General features: G+C 32.4%; 15 protein-coding genes. 8 read left to right on the top strand and 7 right to left on the bottom strand.

Annotated elements, in window-relative coordinates; all coding sequences use genetic code 11:
- Positions 1 to 2 precede the first annotated feature (2 nt).
- The 7 genes from DFQ07_RS04860 to DFQ07_RS04830 form a co-directional block, all read right to left on the bottom strand.
- Complete coding sequence (locus DFQ07_RS04860) at positions 3 to 2,018, bottom strand: fumarate reductase/succinate dehydrogenase flavoprotein subunit (protein ID WP_133535151.1); 2,016 nt, start codon at positions 2,016 to 2,018, stop codon at positions 3 to 5.
- A 15-nt stretch (positions 2,019 to 2,033) separates the two neighbouring features.
- Entirely contained in the window at positions 2,034 to 2,711 is a 678-nt protein-coding gene (locus tag DFQ07_RS04855) for a succinate dehydrogenase cytochrome b subunit (RefSeq protein WP_133535150.1), read from the bottom strand.
- Positions 2,712 to 2,865: 154 nt separating this feature from the next.
- Positions 2,866 to 3,447, bottom strand: coding sequence for a hypothetical protein (locus tag DFQ07_RS04850; protein WP_166627720.1), 582 nt, complete (start codon positions 3,445 to 3,447; stop codon positions 2,866 to 2,868).
- Positions 3,437 to 4,024 carry an alpha-ketoglutarate-dependent dioxygenase AlkB gene (locus tag DFQ07_RS04845; protein ID WP_133535148.1) on the bottom strand — a complete coding sequence of 196 codons (588 nt, stop codon included), beginning with the start codon at positions 4,022 to 4,024 and terminating at the stop codon, positions 3,437 to 3,439. The genes DFQ07_RS04850 and DFQ07_RS04845 overlap by 11 nt, the downstream gene beginning before the upstream one ends.
- Positions 4,025 to 4,037: 13 nt before the next feature.
- Positions 4,038 to 4,724: an alpha/beta fold hydrolase gene (locus DFQ07_RS04840; protein ID WP_133535147.1), complete on the bottom strand. Its 687-nt coding sequence runs from the start codon at positions 4,722 to 4,724 to the stop codon at positions 4,038 to 4,040.
- Positions 4,725 to 5,348 carry a DUF6973 domain-containing protein gene (locus DFQ07_RS04835; protein WP_133535146.1) on the bottom strand — a complete coding sequence of 208 codons (624 nt, stop codon included), beginning with the start codon at positions 5,346 to 5,348 and terminating at the stop codon, positions 4,725 to 4,727. It abuts the gene before it with no gap.
- A gap of 4 nt (positions 5,349 to 5,352) precedes the next feature.
- Positions 5,353 to 6,153: an XRE family transcriptional regulator gene (locus DFQ07_RS04830; protein WP_133535145.1), complete on the bottom strand. Its 801-nt coding sequence runs from the start codon at positions 6,151 to 6,153 to the stop codon at positions 5,353 to 5,355.
- 307 nt (positions 6,154 to 6,460) lie between these two features.
- On the opposite strand from DFQ07_RS04830, the gene DFQ07_RS04825 reads away from it, so the two are divergent.
- The 8 genes from DFQ07_RS04825 (at position 6,461) to DFQ07_RS04790 (ending at position 17,882) form a co-directional block, all read left to right on the top strand.
- On the top strand, positions 6,461 to 10,015 hold the full coding sequence (locus tag DFQ07_RS04825) for a hypothetical protein (RefSeq protein WP_133535144.1): 3,555 nt from the start codon (positions 6,461 to 6,463) through the stop codon (positions 10,013 to 10,015).
- A 234-nt stretch (positions 10,016 to 10,249) separates the two neighbouring features.
- A complete protein-coding gene (locus DFQ07_RS04820; RefSeq protein WP_133535143.1) occupies positions 10,250 to 12,874 on the top strand; it encodes an HNH endonuclease signature motif containing protein in 2,625 nt (874 codons plus the stop codon).
- 1 nt (position 12,875) lies between these two features.
- A complete protein-coding gene (locus DFQ07_RS04815; protein WP_133535142.1) occupies positions 12,876 to 13,361 on the top strand; it encodes an SMI1/KNR4 family protein in 486 nt (161 codons plus the stop codon).
- Positions 13,362 to 13,586: 225 nt separating this feature from the next.
- Positions 13,587 to 13,979 (top strand): hypothetical protein, encoded by a 393-nt coding sequence (locus DFQ07_RS04810; protein WP_133535141.1) that lies wholly within the window; start codon positions 13,587 to 13,589, stop codon positions 13,977 to 13,979.
- 142 nt (positions 13,980 to 14,121) lie between these two features.
- A complete protein-coding gene (locus DFQ07_RS04805) occupies positions 14,122 to 14,646 on the top strand; it encodes a TIGR02594 family protein (RefSeq protein ID WP_317126687.1) in 525 nt (174 codons plus the stop codon).
- A complete protein-coding gene (locus DFQ07_RS04800) occupies positions 14,639 to 15,067 on the top strand; it encodes a phage holin family protein (RefSeq protein WP_133535140.1) in 429 nt (142 codons plus the stop codon). Before DFQ07_RS04805 ends, DFQ07_RS04800 begins: the two co-directional genes overlap by 8 nt.
- 72 nt (positions 15,068 to 15,139) lie before the next feature.
- The gene (locus DFQ07_RS04795; RefSeq protein ID WP_133535139.1) at positions 15,140 to 15,757 is read left to right on the top strand and encodes a hypothetical protein; all 618 of its coding nucleotides are present in this window, start codon (positions 15,140 to 15,142) and stop codon (positions 15,755 to 15,757) included.
- Between the two features lie 109 nt (positions 15,758 to 15,866).
- On the top strand, positions 15,867 to 17,882 hold the full coding sequence (locus DFQ07_RS04790) for a beta strand repeat-containing protein (protein WP_133535138.1): 2,016 nt from the start codon (positions 15,867 to 15,869) through the stop codon (positions 17,880 to 17,882).

The following is a 17,882-nucleotide window of genomic DNA, read 5'->3' as shown; positions in this document are numbered from 1 at the left end:
TCTTATTTGTATGAACGTTGTTTTAATTCAATATCGTTAAACTCTAATTCTTCTTTGTGTAAAACAGCATCAGCTGGCTCTCCTTTATATTCCCATGCAGCTACGTAAGCAAAGTTAGTATCATCACGTTTTGCTTCTCCTTTTTGAGGTCCGTCTAATTCAACAGACTCTTCTCTAAAGTGTCCTCCACAAGATTCTGTTCTGTTTAAGGCATCTTTAGCAAATAATTCTCCTAGCTCTAAGAAATCAGCAACTCTACCAGCTTTTTCTAATTCTGGGTTCATTTCATTCGCATCTCCTGGAACAGTTACGTTCTTCCAGAAATCTTCACGTAAGGCTTTAATTTCAGCCATCGCTTCTTTTAAACCTTGCTCGTTACGTGCCATTCCACATTTTTCCCACATGATTTTTCCTAACTTCTTGTGGTAGTAATCTACAGAATGCTCTCCTTTATTGTTAATGAAGAAATCAATACGGTCTTTAACTGCTTTTTCAGCTTCTTCAAACTCTTTAGTATCTGTTGAAATTTTTCCTGTACGGATATCGTTAGATAAATAATTACCAATTGTATAAGGTAACACGAAGTATCCGTCAGCTAAACCTTGCATTAATGCAGAAGCTCCTAAACGGTTTGCACCGTGATCAGAGAAGTTTGCTTCACCAATAGCATAACAACCATCAATGGTAGTCATTAAGTTATAATCTACCCAAATTCCACCCATTGTATAGTGAGTTGCAGGATAAATCATCATTGGTGTTTTGTATGGATTGTCATCTACAATCTTCTCATACATTTGGAATAAGTTTCCGTATTTAGCCTCTACTACTTTTTCACCTTCCTCAATAATTTTTTCTTGAGTAGGGTTTTTAATTCCGTGTAATTTACACTGCTCTTTACCGTAACGCTCAATAGCTGATTTAAAATCTAAGTAAACAGCTTCACCAGTAGCATTTACACCGTAACCAGCATCACAACGCTCTTTTGCAGCACGAGAAGCCACATCACGAGGTACTAAGTTACCAAAGGCAGGATATCTTCTTTCTAAGTAGTAATCTCTATCTTCTTCAGCGATTTGAGTAGGCTTTAATTTCCCCTCTCTAATAGCTAATACATCTTCCATTTTCTTTGGAACCCAAATACGTCCATCGTTACGTAACGATTCTGACATTAGGGTTAATTTAGACTGATAGTCACCTGAACGAGGAATACAAGTTGGGTGAATTTGCGTGTAACAAGGATTTGCAAAGAACGCTCCTTTTTTGTGAACTTTCCAAGCTGCTGTTGCGTTAGACCCCATTGCGTTAGTTGATAAGAAATACACATTTCCGTATCCACCAGAAGCAATTACTACAGCGTGTGCAGAGTGACGCTCAATTTCACCAGTAACCAAGTTACGAGCAATAATACCGCGAGCTTTTCCATCAACAATTACCAGATCTAACATTTCATGACGATTGAACATTTCAATCTTACCACGAGCAATTTGACGGTTCATTGCTGAATAAGCTCCTAATAATAACTGCTGACCAGTTTGTCCTTTCGCGTAGAATGTACGAGATACTAGTACCCCACCAAACGAACGGTTATCTAATTGTCCACCATAATCACGAGCAAAAGGAACTCCTTGTGCCACACATTGATCAATGATGTTTGCAGAAACCTCAGCTAAACGATAAACGTTCGCTTCACGAGAACGGTAATCTCCTCCTTTTACAGTATCGTAAAATAAACGGTAAAAAGAATCACCGTCTCCTTGATAGTTTTTTGCTGCGTTAATACCTCCTTGTGCAGCAATAGAGTGTGCACGACGAGGAGAATCTTGGTAAGCAAACGCTTTCACGTTGTACCCTAATTCTGCTAAAGTTGCAGAAGCAGAACCACCTGCTAAACCCGTACCTACTACAATTACGTCAATTAAACGTTTGTTGGCAGGGTTTACCAAGTCGATTTTATCTTTATAAGTTGTCCACTTATCTTTTAATGGACCTTTTGGTATTTTTGAATCTAAAATTGCCATATTTAAGTGGTTTTATTAGTGATTGAAATGGTGGAATAATGCAATGATGATGAATCCTACAGGAATTCCGATAGCATATACTTTACCAAATCCTTTCAATCCTCTGGTATATTTATTATTTGCTCCAACTGATTGGAAAGCAGAACTAAATCCATGTAATAAGTGTAATGCTAAGAAAACAAAACCTAATACATACAATCCAACACGCCAAGGAGCTAAGAATTTGTGTTGTAACTCATGGAAGTATCTAAACTCACCATCGTGTAATCCACTCCAATCACCTTGAATAAACTTGGTGTTGATTTCTGGGAACCAAAAATCGATAAAGTGAATGATGATGAATACTAAAATAAAACCACCACTGTAAATCATGTTTCTACTCATCCAAGTAGAGTTCGCAGCTCCGTTATTTTTAGCATAACTTACTTTACGTGCACTGTTGTTTTTCATTTCTAAGATGAATCCCATTACAAAGTGAAAAACTACCCCAAAAATTAGGACAGGTTGCATTACATATTGAATTAACGGATTTGTTCCCATAAAGTGCGACATTTTATTGAATGTAGCTCCATTATCTGGAAAAATTGAAGTAATGTTAATTGCAAAATGTTGTAATAAGAATAACATCAGGAAGAATGCCGAAAGTGCCATGGCAAACTTTCTTCCGATAGAAGATTTTAGTAATCCGCTCATTATTTTGTTTGTTGATTAAATAATAGCACAAATTTAAGCGGAACACACTACTTGAACAAACTTTGCGAATTGTTTTCTTAAATATTTAGAATGGGTTTAAATAGTTAAGTGTTTTTATAAAAGCTTCGTTGCTATTCTTGAATAAGAAGCTGTCTTATTGCTGTTTATTTTGTGTTGTTTTTCTTTTTCTTAATAATTCAGCGGTAGAATTTGTGTGTTCTATAAACCTAGCTGGCTTAAAAATTTGATTAAACACTCTTTTTCCTTTAAGAAGTTGTTTAATAAGTATGTTTTTATCGAAATAATACCTTCCTTCAAATTTTGTTTCTTCTTTAGATGCATCCAAACCTATCCATTCTCCAGAATTATCAAGAATATCCTTGAATTTATTTTCTTTTTGATAAACAAAAAATAACTGATTGTCCTTAAAATAGGATTCTGTTATTAATGATCCATAGGAAGGACCGATCCATTCAGTTATTTTTACTAGTTTATTATTTTCAAAATAACCAGTAAGTTGGCCACCGCCATCAGCCCTATATCCCATAAATTCTTCATTAAATAATTCAATTTTTTCTAATTGATTGTTTGAGTTGATACGCTGGAATTCAGTTCTGATTTTTAGAATTAGGTCGTCTGTATTTTGAGAGATACTCATCAAAGGAGTAATTAAGAATGCAATAAATAATATTATCTTTTTCAAAGAAGTAATAAAAGAAAGTTGTTTAAAAACCATATTTTCTAAACGTTAAATTGATTCTAGGTTTTTGATATTCAGGGTTTACGGGTAAGCTATGTTCATAGTGTTCTTGGCAACCGTCTTTCATAACTAACAAACTTCCGTGCTCTAGAAGTACTTTGTTTTCAATCATCGTTTTGTTTTCTCGAAGATAAAACAAACGCTCTTCCCCTAAACTAATTGATGGAATGATGTCTGTGTCTCCAAAAGCGATTTTATCTGAATGATAGTCTATGCCAGAACTTCCGTCTGGGTAATAAATACATACACAAGTTTTGAACTCTTGATTAGTGTACTCTTCAACTTGTTTTTTTAGTGGTAACATAAACTCTGGCCATTCTATGGTATTTCCCCAAATAGCTTTTGAAAAAGCATCTTTATGTATCAAATCAGAATCGATAAACATCATTTTTCCAAAATTATATTTGATTTTACCACCACCCATAGGGTTTTCTATTTCCATCATATCGGTAAGTTCTGAGTACCTTATCAATTGTTGAAATAGATTTGTAGCATTTTCTTTGGTTAAAAAATTAGGGCTGTAACTAATAACGTTGTTAAGTTTAGTAAACATTTGTATTATCTTGTTAGTTGATGGTTAAGTTTAGTATAGAAGATAACTCTTTATGTTTTTCTAACGGAATCATATGTCCGCAGTTTTTAATGGTAATCTGTCTTCCTTTTAAAGTTTGATTAGCAAATTCTTTAACTTCCGTTGCTTTGACGAGTGCGTCATTTTCTGCAACAATAAAAAGAATAGGAATGTTTAATTTCAAAACTTCTTCTGAAATATTTATTCTTGTAGAAGTTGCTTTTAACTGACGTATTAGTACTTTTTTACCCAAATCAACATCCATTTTTTTGATGATAGAAACAATTGTTGTGTTGTTATGATTATCAAGATGTAAAAATTGTTGAACTCTAGCATGTGAAATACCTTTATAGCTGTGTTTTTCTAAAAAATCAATGGTACTTTTTCGTAGCTGAATTTCTGAATCACTTAATCCGTTGGTATTAGCAGCAACAATAATTAATCTTTTTACTTTTTCAGGATGATGAATTGCAAAGTTCATAGCAGAAAATCCACCTAAGGAAAAACCGACAATGGTAGCAGGTTCTTCAATATGATTTAAAATAATATCATTGATTTCATCAAAAGAGTTTGCCAGAGTAATATCGATATGAATAGGTTGTATGTTTTCTAATTTAGGAAACACGAATTGCCATAAATCTACCGTACACATGGTGCCCGAAATAAAGTATACTTTTTGCATTTATTGTTGGTAATTAGAATTGACTAAACATTTATTGTTTTTCCATTTTCCTAGAAGTGATTTTTCAGGAATTACTTTACCAGCACATGTTAAAAAATTATCCTTTTTGTCTTTTTTGATAATTTTTAGTTTTCCTTGATGAATGGTATTGATTACTCTATAAACTAATCCATTTTTAGGAAGTTTCCCGCCTTTTTCTGAAAGAGACAACCCAATTTCGTTATTAAACAAATCCATTTCCGAAGAAATTTGATCAGGAACAACTCCATCTTCTAATTTTCGCTTTTTATAGGTTTGGTAGTTTTCTTTTTCGTGTGCTTTTCCAAGAGAATGAGCGGCATTTTTACCAATTTCTTGTTGCAATAAAGTCATCCAAAAGGCATGACGAAAAGCATCTACTTTTCCACCATAAAAATCACCGTCTAACAAGGAAGAAGCTCTTATAGAGTCACTTATTCTAGACGCTTCACGTGAAACAATTAAGGCTTTTTTGGCTTTAAAAGGGTGGAGTAGTACCCATGTTTTTTTTGGTGAAGATAATTTTTTGAACTCTTGCCAATTTGATTGCGCTTTTAAAGATAATGTAAAAAAAAGTAAACAAAAAAATAGAGGTTTAGGTGTCAATTAGCTAGTTTTTACGACCAATTTGTTCTTCTAGTTCAACAACTTTACTTTCTAAATCATGCAGTCTATCATAAACATCTATAGGTTCTGGCATTTGTTTAGAAGCAAACATAGTTACATACCATACTTCCATTATTTCATCTACATTTATAGTGTAGGTAGGGTAGTTTCCATCTTTATTATCACTTTTTAAAATAAGTTTTCCTCTTTCTTTTATTCTATTGATAACACGTTTTAAAACAATACCATCATTTTTACTAACAATTACATATATACGACCATCTTTAATATCGTAGAGATTTTCAACATACTTACCAAAAACCAAGTCACCATCAAAAAAAGTGCGTACCATAGAATTTCCTTGGACTTCAAAACATCTAAAGGTTCCATTATTAAGGTGAGGCATATTAAAAGAAGGAAGTTGTTCTATATAATTAGAGTCTCCGTAGCCATTTAAATACCCTGCACGTGCTTGTATAGGAACATAAATAACATTCTCATTTCCTGAGGGGTTTACAGAAACTACTTGTGGGATTCCAGAATATGTTTGATTTTGTGCACTTTCTGATTGTAGCATTTTATCACTTTTCCCAAACAAATATTCTGGGTTAATGTCAAAGACATCAATAATTGAAGAAAGGACATCGTACCCTGGTTTGGTTTTTTTTCTACTGCCATCAGGTTGTGGGCGCCCATTTATTATACTGTCTACAGTAGTTCCGGTAACACCTATTTTTTTAGAGAAGGAAAAATTATTTAAATTAAAATGATCCCTAATAGCAGCTATCTTTTCTGAAATTTCCATAATATATTTTTTACATATTACACAAAAATAAAACTTTTGTTTGTTTGTTTTTGTAAAATGTTGTATATTTGCCTCGTTAATGAATTGCTAATATACGAAAAAACTTTAATAATCAAACATTTGTGTAGTTTTAGCGATTGTCTTTTTAAGATTTCAACTTGATTTTCTTCATTTTTTTGAAATCTATACTCGTTTATTCAAACAATTTTTTGAATAAAAACCAAGATCAAGAAAAAAGAACTGTTAGAAAAGCAACTAAACAGGGCTCTTTTTGAGCTTGATTAAAAATTAATTAAAATTTATTAAAATGAGTAAAGAACCAATCAAATCAAACCTATTTAGGTTTGTAACATTACGTAGTCCACAATTAATTGAAGACAAAGAAACCGGATTTGTTTCATTTCCAGAAGAAAAAAAAGCAGAAAGTTTAGCTTTTCAAGCAGTACAAGGAGCTACTACAGATGAAGAAAGAAAAACAGCCCTAAAAGGAGCTTACAGTACTGGTTTTACACCTATAGCTAGCAGACTTGAAATTAAAAACATGCATGAAGCATTGTATCAGTTTTCAGGATGGTTAATGCGTAATAAGGCAGTATTATCATACGCAGGAGTTGAAGCTAACTTGAATGCAGCACAAGAACTTACCACTAGTGAAGAGTTTGTGTTGTGGGAAAACTTGTTTCACCAAACCATTAGTAAAGAGTCTGTAGCAGTTAGAGAAGGGGTAATTCAGGTATTGGTTGCCAATAAGTTTTTAAAAGCATTTAATGCCTTTGCTAATAGTTTTACGGAAGGTACAGAGGGAGAAATTGTTTTTACCGAAGAAAATGAAAAAGAGTTTGTACGTTTAGCTAATGCAAGTGTTATTATTCCAAAAGAAGTAGTACTTGCTAAACAAAACAAGTTTTCGTATACTGAACCAGCTGTATCAAAGATGTCTCAAGAGTATATGCAAGCTCACTTAGAAGTTGCGTCTGCAAATGATAAAATTCAACAATATGAATCTTCTTTAAAAGAGTTAGAGCAAGCAGAAATTGTATATAAAAAAGCGGAAAATGTAAGGTATAGTACTGAGTTAAAAGCGTATGACGCGACTATTGAGCAAATACGACAAGAAGCTATACCAGATATTCAAACGGTATTTGAAGAAAAAACAGGGTTATTAAAAAAGCACAAAATTTATCCTGATTTAGAATTACCAAAATTTGAGTTTGAAAGTGCTCCTGAAATCGATAGGGATGAATCCACTAGTACATTTTCTGTTAAAACATTAGAGCTATTAAATTCCAATGAACTAAGTACATATGATACTTTTAATGAAATAAAACCTATTTTAAGAGATAAAATTAAAAAAGAAAATGAATTAGTATACAGTAAAACGCCACAAGACGTTCAAAAAGTTAGTTTAGGAGGCACTACATTAACTATTGATCCTATGAGGAGTGCTCACTTGTATTCTTACACAGGTAGTGTAAATTCAACCTCATCATATAGTGCTAATACAATTTTAATGAGTTTAAATGTTGGTAGACCTGATGTTGATGTAGTTGAAGCGTCGTACCAACTTACGGATAGTGTAGGGACTATATATTCAAAGAATTTAGTAAGAAAGATATCTGAGGTGAATGGTTTGTTAAATTTAGAATTCTTTTCGGAGTGGAGAAGTTTATATCCGATGCCAACAAAAAATTGTACATTCTCAGGAGAATTAACTCTTAGTAATGGTGTAAAATTAAGCTTTAGTACTAGTTTTTTCATTACAGAATATGATAGGATTTTTGGTCCTTCTATTTATAGAGGAACTTATTCGGGAGTTGCAGTAGAAGTTATAGAAGATACTGGAACGACAGAGGATACAGCTGAAGGGGGGGCAGAAAAGACTGTGTTATATGGTGTTTCTCAACTAGGGATTGCCGATTTTAGACGTGTAGAACAAGAAGTTTGTTGTTATGTGCCTGGAGAAGTGTCGCATATAGAAAATATCATGGCACGCGAATATAAAGAGCGTTCTACAAGAAATCTGACAGTATCTGAGCAGATTACAGAGAAAACAACAGAAAAAGAAGTAGAAAACCTAACCGATACAACTTCTACTGAGCGTAATGAGTTACAAAATGAAGCTTCTTCTATTGTAAATAGTGACAATGCTACAAGCTTTGGAGCTAATGCCAGTGTATCTACAGAGTTTGCTAAAACTAGATTTTCTGCAGGAGTTAATTATAATAACTCTTCATCAACTTCTGCTTCTGACTCTAATTTACAAGCACAAACCTATGCGCAAGAGGTTACAGAAAGAGCTTTGGAACGTGTAGTGCAAAAAATTAGTACAAAACGTACGTCTCGTATGTTACGTGAGTATGAAGAGAATAATACGCATGGATTTGACAACCGTAAAGGAGATAAGCATGTTACAGGAGTATATCGTTGGGTAGATAAGATTTACAAAAATAAATTAATTAATTACGGAAAACGTTTAATGTATGAATTTGCGTTACCAGAGCCAGCGAAGTTTTATATTGAATCGTATTTAAAAAATGGAGAAGGAAAAGAAACAACATTTGAAGGGTTAAGGGTTCTTAAGGAACCAATACATCCAAGTAAACTACATAGTACCTATGCAATTAGTAGCTCAAAAGAACTAGATGAAAATAATTATCAGCTTTTAGCTTCTGAATATAATGCAGAAATAAAAGTAAAACCAACAAAAGAAATTTATGTTAGTGAATCTTTTAAGTTAGATTCAACCAAAACAGTAAATGCTTATGAGTCGTCTTCAATTACGGGAAAAATAGAAATTCCTGAAGGCTATGAGTCGTTAGAGGTTAGTGTAAGTTATTCAGGGGTAGAAGATGATAAGGCAGCAAATGCTAAAGGCTTCTTTATCAATGTAGGAAATGTAAAAATATCAAATAGAGAAAATCAACCGAAATTACATAATGATGCTACTAAGGATATGTTAGGGCATTCTGGAAGTGTTGCGGTCTCAGCAACACAAGTTGATTTTTTCACAGGTAGTTTAAATGTAGTTATAAAGTGTGAATTAGCTAAGCAAGGTATTGAGCAATGGCAAAATGAGGCTTATAAAGCCATTATGGATGCATACAATGAACGGTTATTAGAGTATAATGAATTTATGCAATCTCAAACTACAGAAGACAAATCTAATGAAAAGAAAAAAGAATTAAGTTCTCAAATTAACCGTAGTATTGAAAAACGTGAATTAAAACGTATTGCATTAGATTTAATAAAGCATAAAGAAGTGATTACTGCTCGTGATAACTACAAAGATGATAATGGAGATGTAAATTCAAAACATGTAGTAAGGACAGAAAAGTTTCAAGAACATGCAAAAACGGTAAAATTTTTCGAGCAAGCGTTTGACTGGGAAATTATGGCATATACATTCTATCCTTATTTTTATGGAGCTGAAGATAATTGGGATGCCAATTTTGAGTATAACGAAGGTAGTGATCCTATTTTCCAAGCCTTTTTACAAAGTGGTATGGCAAGGGCTGTAGTACCTGTGCGTCCAGGTTTTGAAGAGGCTGTAAACTGGTATATGAAAACAGGAGAGACTTGGTTAGGTCAAGGTATGGTTACTGATATGGATGATGACTTGTATGTATCTGTTGCTGAAGAAATGCAAACTATTGAAGGTGAAGTGGAAGGTACTTGGGAAACGCGTGTACCAACAACTTTAACTGTGTTACAAGCAGATTCTGTAGTGTTAAAAGAAGGAGGTTTGCCATGTAATACAGATTGTGGAGACCATACTTTATTTGAATCGAGTACTGATAAAATTGGAGATGCATTAGACGGTGTAGATTATGATATTGTGGGAGAAACCAACAATGTAGCATAAGTGCAGTAAGAGGTAATCTAAAAAGGAATCTTACAAAAAGTAACTTAATTGTTAAAGATTTCTTCATTTCATACGAAATGATGATTTTTTAGAAAACCTCTTCTATACACACAGTTGCAAACCTTACCTGTAAAAAATCATTAAAACTTTAGGATAGTTTTTAGTTCCTTCCTCTTTTTAAAGAGGAGGGTTGGGTAAGGTTTGTTTTTTAATAACCTTAAAAAACAAAAAAATATGCATGCTCATGAATATGGACTCAAACAGTTTAAACACAAAACCAATTTTAAAGATTTGGTGGTGTTTTCAGATATCCAACAAAACAAAATAAAAGAAACAGAAACGCCTAGCCCCAATATATATGTAGAAATTGAAAAAGGAGTAAAAACTCCAGATAAATGGTTAATTCATTTTAATAGCCGATTGTCTGGTGAATATGGTGATTTTTTTCTAGAGAATAACCCGCCTTATGGACAAATTAGTAAACTAGAATACGAAGAAAATGATGAAAACTTTGTATTTATTCAGAATACAATCTTTGATTTTGATAACGGAACATTATCATATTACAAAATTAACGAAAAGTTTTATATACAGCTTGATAATAGTATCGATTTAGAGGAAGTAATTGTAAATGCGAACCCATCACCAACACGTAGAGATATAAAAAGTTTCGAGTATGATGCTTTTGTTACCTTGTTTATTTCTGAAGATGGTGCGCAACTATTACAAGCCTATGATACTATACGAGAGGTTAGTGCACATGAGGTGGTTATTTTCATGGAGCGTAGCTCGGGAAGTAACCTATTTGGTACAGTGTTTAGAATCAGAAAAGGAAAAAATGTAGGTTCTCTTATAGAAACTAATAGAACTCGAATTGCAGAAATTGCTAGAGCTTATGGGGTGGATGTGTTTACCAATGAGCTGAGTAAAATGTTGGAGCAAGAGCTTAATAAAACTGGAGAAAGTGAATTTTTCTTGGTGCTGGCTAAAGGAGGGAAGGTAGTACGTTGGGGTGCAGATGTAACTTTGAGCAATTTGTCGAAATTTCTAAGAAATATAGGCGAAGAAATTGACGAGTTAAAACTGGGAGAAAACTATTGGAAAACGGAAATAGAGGGAGAAAAGAATTCGAAGTACGATCCGCTTTTGCCTAAAATTAAGTTTAATGAAAGTTTTTCTTCTGAAGAAGTAGCAAACTCAATATACAAAACCTTTGTAACACCTATAGAAATACCTGTAGTAAAATTTACCGAACGCTTTAATAAGCATTGGTTGTTTAAAGAATTGATGCCCTTTAAAAGTGAACGCATAACAAAACTGTTTAAACTTATTCCTGAAATACTCAAAGAGTTTTTAGATGCACTAAAAGGAAATATACAAAACACTTACGATTTTATTAATGGGTTGCTTGTAGGACTTATCAATAGTATCATTGATTTTTTTAAATCGATCTTTGATATTTTAGCTATTTTAGTAGACGTTGTAAACGCTGTAATCCAAGCAGGAAAGTTCTTTGAAAAACCAGGGCATTACTTACGACTATTAGCTGAAGGTTTTGAAAACCTCATCGATTTAGTACTTAATGCTTTTACATTAGAAAATCTAAAAGCGTGGGTGCAGTTTTTAGTAGAAATGCCTATGGCAACTGCCAAACTAATAGTAGGGTTATTTACAAAGACATCGAACGCCAAAATTACTATAGATCCAGGTGCTCTAGGCTATTATATAGGATTTTTGGTTGGTTTTATAGCTTCTGAAGTTATAGAGTTTATAGCTACAGGAGGAACTACCAATATAGCCAAAGCTATCAAAGCTGTATTGCAATCATACAAAGAATTAGGAAAAATAGTTGCTAAAAAAACAGCAAAAGCAGTTACAGTAACTTTAGAAGCTTTTTTTGCGGTTATTAGAAAACTCAAAGAGTTTGTAAAAAACCTTCCTAAACATTTAAGTGAGCTTAAAAAATGGATTGATGAGTTGGTTGTTAAGTTGGTAAACGTGGCTAATCAATTATTCAAAGGTTTTGAAGCTGTTTTAGAGTTGTTGTATGATTTAGGAGTTGTTATTTTTGAGAAACTAGACCCAAAGACAGGTAAAGTTTTAGTAAGTCCTGATGGAATCATTTATACAATTAAACAAGGTGATAAAACCATTCTCGAGGGAACAGAAGATGCTATTCGAAAATTTGCTCAAAAAATTGATGAAATTCGTGTTAGTGGAGGTAGTAGTAAAAATAAAGTTCAGAATTACTTGAATGAGCTAGCAGAGGACTTAAGTATAAAGTATGATAAAATACTTAATAATAGAAAGTTAAAAATAACCAAAGGGAGTGCAAATAAATATGTTGACGTAGTAGATAATGAAGGTGTTTTGGTTTTTAGAGGAGATGAAAAAGAGATTGAACAATACTTAAAAGTATTGTCTAAAAGTAATGATGAATTAGCTAAGTTAATTGAAGAAATAATTAAAAAATCGAATAAATTTAATGAATATAAAGATGCTTTAAAAAGTAGAGGGATTTTTATTCGCAGGAGTAAAAGAGGATTAGTGCCTGATTATTCAAGTGTTCCTAAATATTTGTATAAAGGAGATGAAAAATATGGAAAAGTAAAAATTAAACTAACAGGTGTTGATGCTCAGGATTTTAAGATTGCAAATAAAAAAGTTGGATTAGGTAAAAAACCATCTGGTTATACATGGCATCATATGGATGATTATGACCCAGTTACAGGAGAATGCACAATGCAGCTTGTTGAAACTAAAGTTCACCGATGGTCATGCCCTCACAAAGGAGGTGCTGGTATTTGGGAAGATTTTTTTGATTTAATATATAAGAATAGAAAAAATAAGAAAAAATAAGATGAAAGATATTAAAATAACGGAAAGTGAAAAATCAATTAGTTTAAAAGAATTTAATAGTTTTCTTAATGAATTTAATCTTAAGTTACCTGATACTTACAAGGATTTTATTTTAAAACATAATGGAGGTTATCCAAAGCTTTCGGCTTATGGGAACCCTTATGAAGATGGTTTTGAGGTAGATGTGTTTTTATGTATTGATATGACATATAATAGGACTAATATTTCTGGAGATGTTATTTTACCAAGTGTGAATGATACTATAGATACTCATCAAGTATTAGAAAATAATATACCTAAATATCTGTTTTCATTTGGACTCGATGCTGGAGGAAATGATTTTTGTATTTCGATGCGAGAAGAAGATTTTGGGGCTATTTATGCTTTTTATATGGATGGGACTTCAGAAGAACCAATATTTATTTGTGATTCGTTTGAAGAGTTTATAAACGGATTGGAAGATATAGAAAAATATGAAGAAGACTAAGGAAATTAAATAATGTAAATTAAAGATTAAAATGTTAAAAACCGCCTAAAATCTTAGGCGGTTTTTTTTTGAAAAAGAAAAAGAGTAACTCGCCAAAGCTATAAAGTGAGTTACAAATTCTAATGAAAAAGTAACGAATTCTTGTTTTAACAAAATAATACCAGTGTTTTAACAAGATTTTTAAACATATGTTAATATGTTTATTATTGTAAAAATCTTCAAGCTATGAAAAACCCCACAATTAATTATGAACGGTTATTTAAAATAACACGTAACAAAAATGCTGTAAACCTGTCAGAATCCATGTCGGTTATCAATGGAAAAGCATCAAAAGAAAATTTTGAAAAGGAAGTTTATCAAATGACCTTTTGTGCTATTGTAAAAGGAAAGAAAAAAGAATGCAACCTATTGGTTACTGCCAATGAATGCATTTGTGAAGAAGAAAAAGAAAATTTACAAAACCAACTAGGAGTGGTTATTAATGGTAGTGGAATGTATTTTGAAATACTTTCTTATGAAACTAATTTTTCAATTCAGTTTGATACTGTTCACAGTGTATTTGTTGATACAGATTCAGTTCAAAACGGAAAGATCTTTTTTTTCAAAAAAGTAGTTTAGAACAACTCTAAATTAAAACATAATACATAATTATTTGTAATTTGTTTTGTTTGTTGTTGTAATATGTTGTATTTTTGCTTTGCTTTTCTAACAGTTCAATGTATTATTAACCGTTAATGTTATGCAGAAACCCAAAAAAGTTATGATTAAACCCCTTTCAGGTATAGAAAAAAGAAAAAGAATCAACAACTTACAAGTTTTGTCTGCTAACGCTTTTAAAAAATCAAACATTTGTATGAATAATTTAATATCAGTAGCGTTATCGCAGTATGGAGTAAAAGAAGTTATAGGAACAAAAGATCATCCACAAATTTTAAACTACTTTACCTCGTTAGGATTCGATGTCGCAAAATTTAAAGATGAAACCGCTTGGTGTAGTGCCTTTGTTAATTGGGTAGCTAAAAAAGCAGGTTATGAACACTCAAACAAACTTACAGCTCGTAGTTGGTTAACAGTAGGTACTTCTACTAGTAATCCGCAGTTAGGAGATGTAGTTGTTTTATGGAGAGAAGATCCTACTAGTTGGAAAGGACATGTAGGATTCTTAATAAAAGAAACGAAACGTTATGTATACCTTTTAGGAGGTAACCAAGGTAATAGTGTAAGCATTAAAGCATATCCTAAAAAGAGGGTATTAGACTATAGAAAACTGAGAAAAGATGGATAAATATTCGCATTTCATTTTTTGGTTGCTTGCTTTATTGTCGCCTTTAAATGGAGTGTTAACTACCATGATGCTATTAATAGTTGTTGATTTTATTACAGGAGCTTATGCTTCATTAAAATTGCAAATTCCTATAAAAAGTGAACGAATAGGACATACCATTTCTAAGTTTTTCATTTATAATTTGGTAATTATATCAGCCTATTTTTTAGAAAAACATATTGTAAATGAAGTTCCTTTTTTAAAAATAATAGCAGGTTTTATAGCAATTACAGAAATAAAGTCAATTTTAGAAAATTACAATAAAATTTATGGAGTAAATCCTTTTAAAGCATTGCATACTTTGTTAAAACAAGCAGGTATGCAAAGTACTTTGGAACAAACAATTGAAAAAGAAAAAAACAACGACAAAGAAAAAGTTTAGCCGCTAACAAATACAGTTTTTAGCGTCTCTTTTTTATCAAAAACAATTTAGAAACGATAAAAAAGAACAAAAATGAAACAAAACAAAGAAACTTTAAAACAATTTTTTGAGACAGGCGATAAGCCAACACAACAACAATATTACGATTTAATTGATAGCTATGTTGATGCTCAACAACCAGCAGGAGAAGCTAATCGTAGGTTTGTAATTGACGAAACAGGAGAGGTAAGTGTTGCTTCAGAGCAGCAAGTTCCAACTTATCAAGCAGGAACTAATATTATGATTGATGAAACAAACCCTTTGCAACCAGTGATTAATGCAGCTCCTAGAGTTAATATTACAGAAGGTGTATTTACACCTAGTTTTTTTGCTACAGGGTCTTCATTTTCAGTACAACAAGTAAAAGGTGAGTATTATACTATTGGAGATCGTGTTTTTGTAGATATAATATTATCAGGCGTAACGTCTGATGGTCAAGCTACTTATGGTGAAGTATATATAGCACCTAATATTGTCGGTTTCCCTATTGGAGTCTCTGTCTCAGGAACCGTTTATAATATGCATGCTCATGAGAGTTATGGTTGTTATGTAAGACATGATTTTGGAAGAATAAATATTAAAGATAGGGTTTGGGATAATGAAACTTTATACATAAACTTCTCATATACATCAAAGGAGATATTAAGCTAGTTGTACTAAAAATAAAAACAATGACAAAGAAAAAGTTTAGTCGCTAGCATTCGTTTTTAGCGCCTCTTTTTTATCAAAAACAATTTAGAAATGATAAAAAAGAACAAAAATGAAACAAAACAAAGAAACGTTAAAACAGTTTTTTGAAACTGGTGATAAGCCAACACAACAACAATATTACGATTTAATTGATAGTTACGTTGATGCTAAACAACCCACTGGAGAAGCTAATCGTAGGTTTGTTATTGACGAATTAGGAGAGGTAAGTATTGCTTCTGAACAGCAAGTACCAGAATATACTTTATCACCCATTTCAGGAACCAATACCGTTGACTTATTAAAAGACGGAGTAAGTATCTCACAAATTGATTTAACGCCTTATTTGGATAATACAAATTTAGCACGATTGGTTTCGGGAACTGTGGATGTCAATGGACAAGCAACTTTTACACGTGACGATAACTCAACTTTTAAGGTAGATTTAAGTAATTTGAAAGATAGTGTTCCTCAATACCAAGCGGGAACAAATATTACAATTGATAATACAGATCCTTTACAACCAATAATTAATGCTTCAGGTGGAGGAGCTACTGATGTAAGTAATTTAGTGCCTTATACTGGTGCTACACAAGATGTTGATTTAGGTGATAATAGAATTATCCTTGGTAAGGAAGTTACTGTAACAGATAAAAATATATCTATAAGATTTTTAGATGATAGAGAAACTACAAATCAAGTATTTGTTAAACAAAAATCATATTGGGATGGTTCATCATATATTTCTGGTGGAAATTCTTATGGTATAGGTGAGTTTGCGGTGTTCCAAAATACGGGTAAAAGTGTAAATGGATTTGGTTATCAAGCACTTTATAATAACACTGGTGACTATTCGAATGGATTTGGTTATGGAGCTTTACAGAATAATACGGGTTCCAATTCAACTGGTTTTGGAAATAGTGTTTTACAGAATAATACTGGAACAGCAAGTAGTGGTTTTGGACATAATGCATTGTTGGATAATAGTGGTGGAAATTCATCAGGGTTTGGTAACAGTGCATTACAAAATAACACTGGTTCTAATTCTAATGGGTTTGGAACATATACATTAGGACAAAATACAGGTAGTAGTTCGAATGGTTTTGGCAGTTATGCATTGTACAATAATATTGGTACTAGTTCGAATGGTTTTGGATATGGATCTTTGCAAGATAATGCTGGTTCTAATTCTAATGGATTAGGTAATTATGCTGGAAAAAATAATACTGGTAACAATAGTGTAGCAATTGGAGGTAGTGCATTGTATAATAACAGTGGTAGAAATTCAAATGGTGTAGGATACCAGGCTCTATATGATAACACTGGTGAATATGTAAATGGATTTGGTTATCAAGTAATGAAAAATAACACTGGTGCATATTCAAGTGCAATCGGAGGTAAAGCACTTTATAATAATATCGGAGTTCATGTAAATGGATTTGGATATTCGACTGGTGAATATAATTTAGGTGCATACTTTAACACTATGGGTGGATTTTCTGGTCAATGGAATACTGGTGATAAGTCTGTAGGTATTGGTGGAAGCGCATTAAGATATAATGATTTTGATTTTAATACTGCACTTGGTTATGATAGTTTCAGAGATTACATACCTGATGCAACTAGAACAAAGACATTCCAAGGTTCTGCTGTAGATTTAGCAAATGACACCATAACAATAACAGCACATGGATTTGGGTCAACTGGTGATAAAATAAACTTGATGCATTCAGACTCAAATATACTCGGTGGTTTAACGAATGTCGCAGGTATGTCAAATCAATTTGAAATAATTGATGCGAATACTATAAAATCACTAAAAGATATTACTAGTGTTGATGGTGGAACAACTTATGGATTTACACCACAATTAATTATCACAAACACAACAACTATTGGAGCAAATTCTCAACCTACAAAATCCAATCAAGTTGTTTTAGGAGATGCTAACATAGAAGAAGTAACAACAGTAGGAGATTATATAAGTACGGGTATTGGTAAAGGGATGGTATTAACAACTCCTGATGGTACAAAACAATACCGCATTAGTATTGATAACTCAGGAAACATTGTAACCACCTTAATTTAG

This window comes from Tenacibaculum caenipelagi, from assembly GCF_004363005.1.
Classification (GTDB): domain Bacteria; phylum Bacteroidota; class Bacteroidia; order Flavobacteriales; family Flavobacteriaceae; genus Polaribacter; species Polaribacter caenipelagi.
This window is presented reverse-complemented; position numbering and strand designations above follow the sequence as displayed.

Bases quoted from the DNA above. Each gene is read 5' to 3' on its own strand.
- DFQ07_RS04860 (WP_133535151.1), bottom strand. From the start codon at position 2,018: ATGGCAATTTTAGATTCAAAAATACCAAAAGGTCCATTAAAAGATAAG.
- DFQ07_RS04855 (WP_133535150.1), bottom strand. From the start codon at position 2,711: ATGAGCGGATTACTAAAATCTTCTATCGGAAGAAAGTTTGCCATGGCA.
- DFQ07_RS04850 (WP_166627720.1), bottom strand. From the start codon at position 3,447: ATGGTTTTTAAACAACTTTCTTTTATTACTTCTTTGAAAAAGATAATA.
- DFQ07_RS04845 (WP_133535148.1), bottom strand. From the start codon at position 4,024: ATGTTTACTAAACTTAACAACGTTATTAGTTACAGCCCTAATTTTTTA.
- DFQ07_RS04840 (WP_133535147.1), bottom strand. From the start codon at position 4,724: ATGCAAAAAGTATACTTTATTTCGGGCACCATGTGTACGGTAGATTTA.
- DFQ07_RS04830 (WP_133535145.1), bottom strand. From the start codon at position 6,153: ATGGAAATTTCAGAAAAGATAGCTGCTATTAGGGATCATTTTAATTTA.
- DFQ07_RS04825 (WP_133535144.1), top strand. From the start codon at position 6,461: ATGAGTAAAGAACCAATCAAATCAAACCTATTTAGGTTTGTAACATTA.
- DFQ07_RS04820 (WP_133535143.1), top strand. From the start codon at position 10,250: ATGCATGCTCATGAATATGGACTCAAACAGTTTAAACACAAAACCAAT.
- DFQ07_RS04815 (WP_133535142.1), top strand. From the start codon at position 12,876: ATGAAAGATATTAAAATAACGGAAAGTGAAAAATCAATTAGTTTAAAA.
- DFQ07_RS04810 (WP_133535141.1), top strand. From the start codon at position 13,587: ATGAAAAACCCCACAATTAATTATGAACGGTTATTTAAAATAACACGT.
- DFQ07_RS04805 (WP_317126687.1), top strand. From the start codon at position 14,122: ATGATTAAACCCCTTTCAGGTATAGAAAAAAGAAAAAGAATCAACAAC.
- DFQ07_RS04800 (WP_133535140.1), top strand. From the start codon at position 14,639: ATGGATAAATATTCGCATTTCATTTTTTGGTTGCTTGCTTTATTGTCG.
- DFQ07_RS04795 (WP_133535139.1), top strand. From the start codon at position 15,140: ATGAAACAAAACAAAGAAACTTTAAAACAATTTTTTGAGACAGGCGAT.
- DFQ07_RS04790 (WP_133535138.1), top strand. From the start codon at position 15,867: ATGAAACAAAACAAAGAAACGTTAAAACAGTTTTTTGAAACTGGTGAT.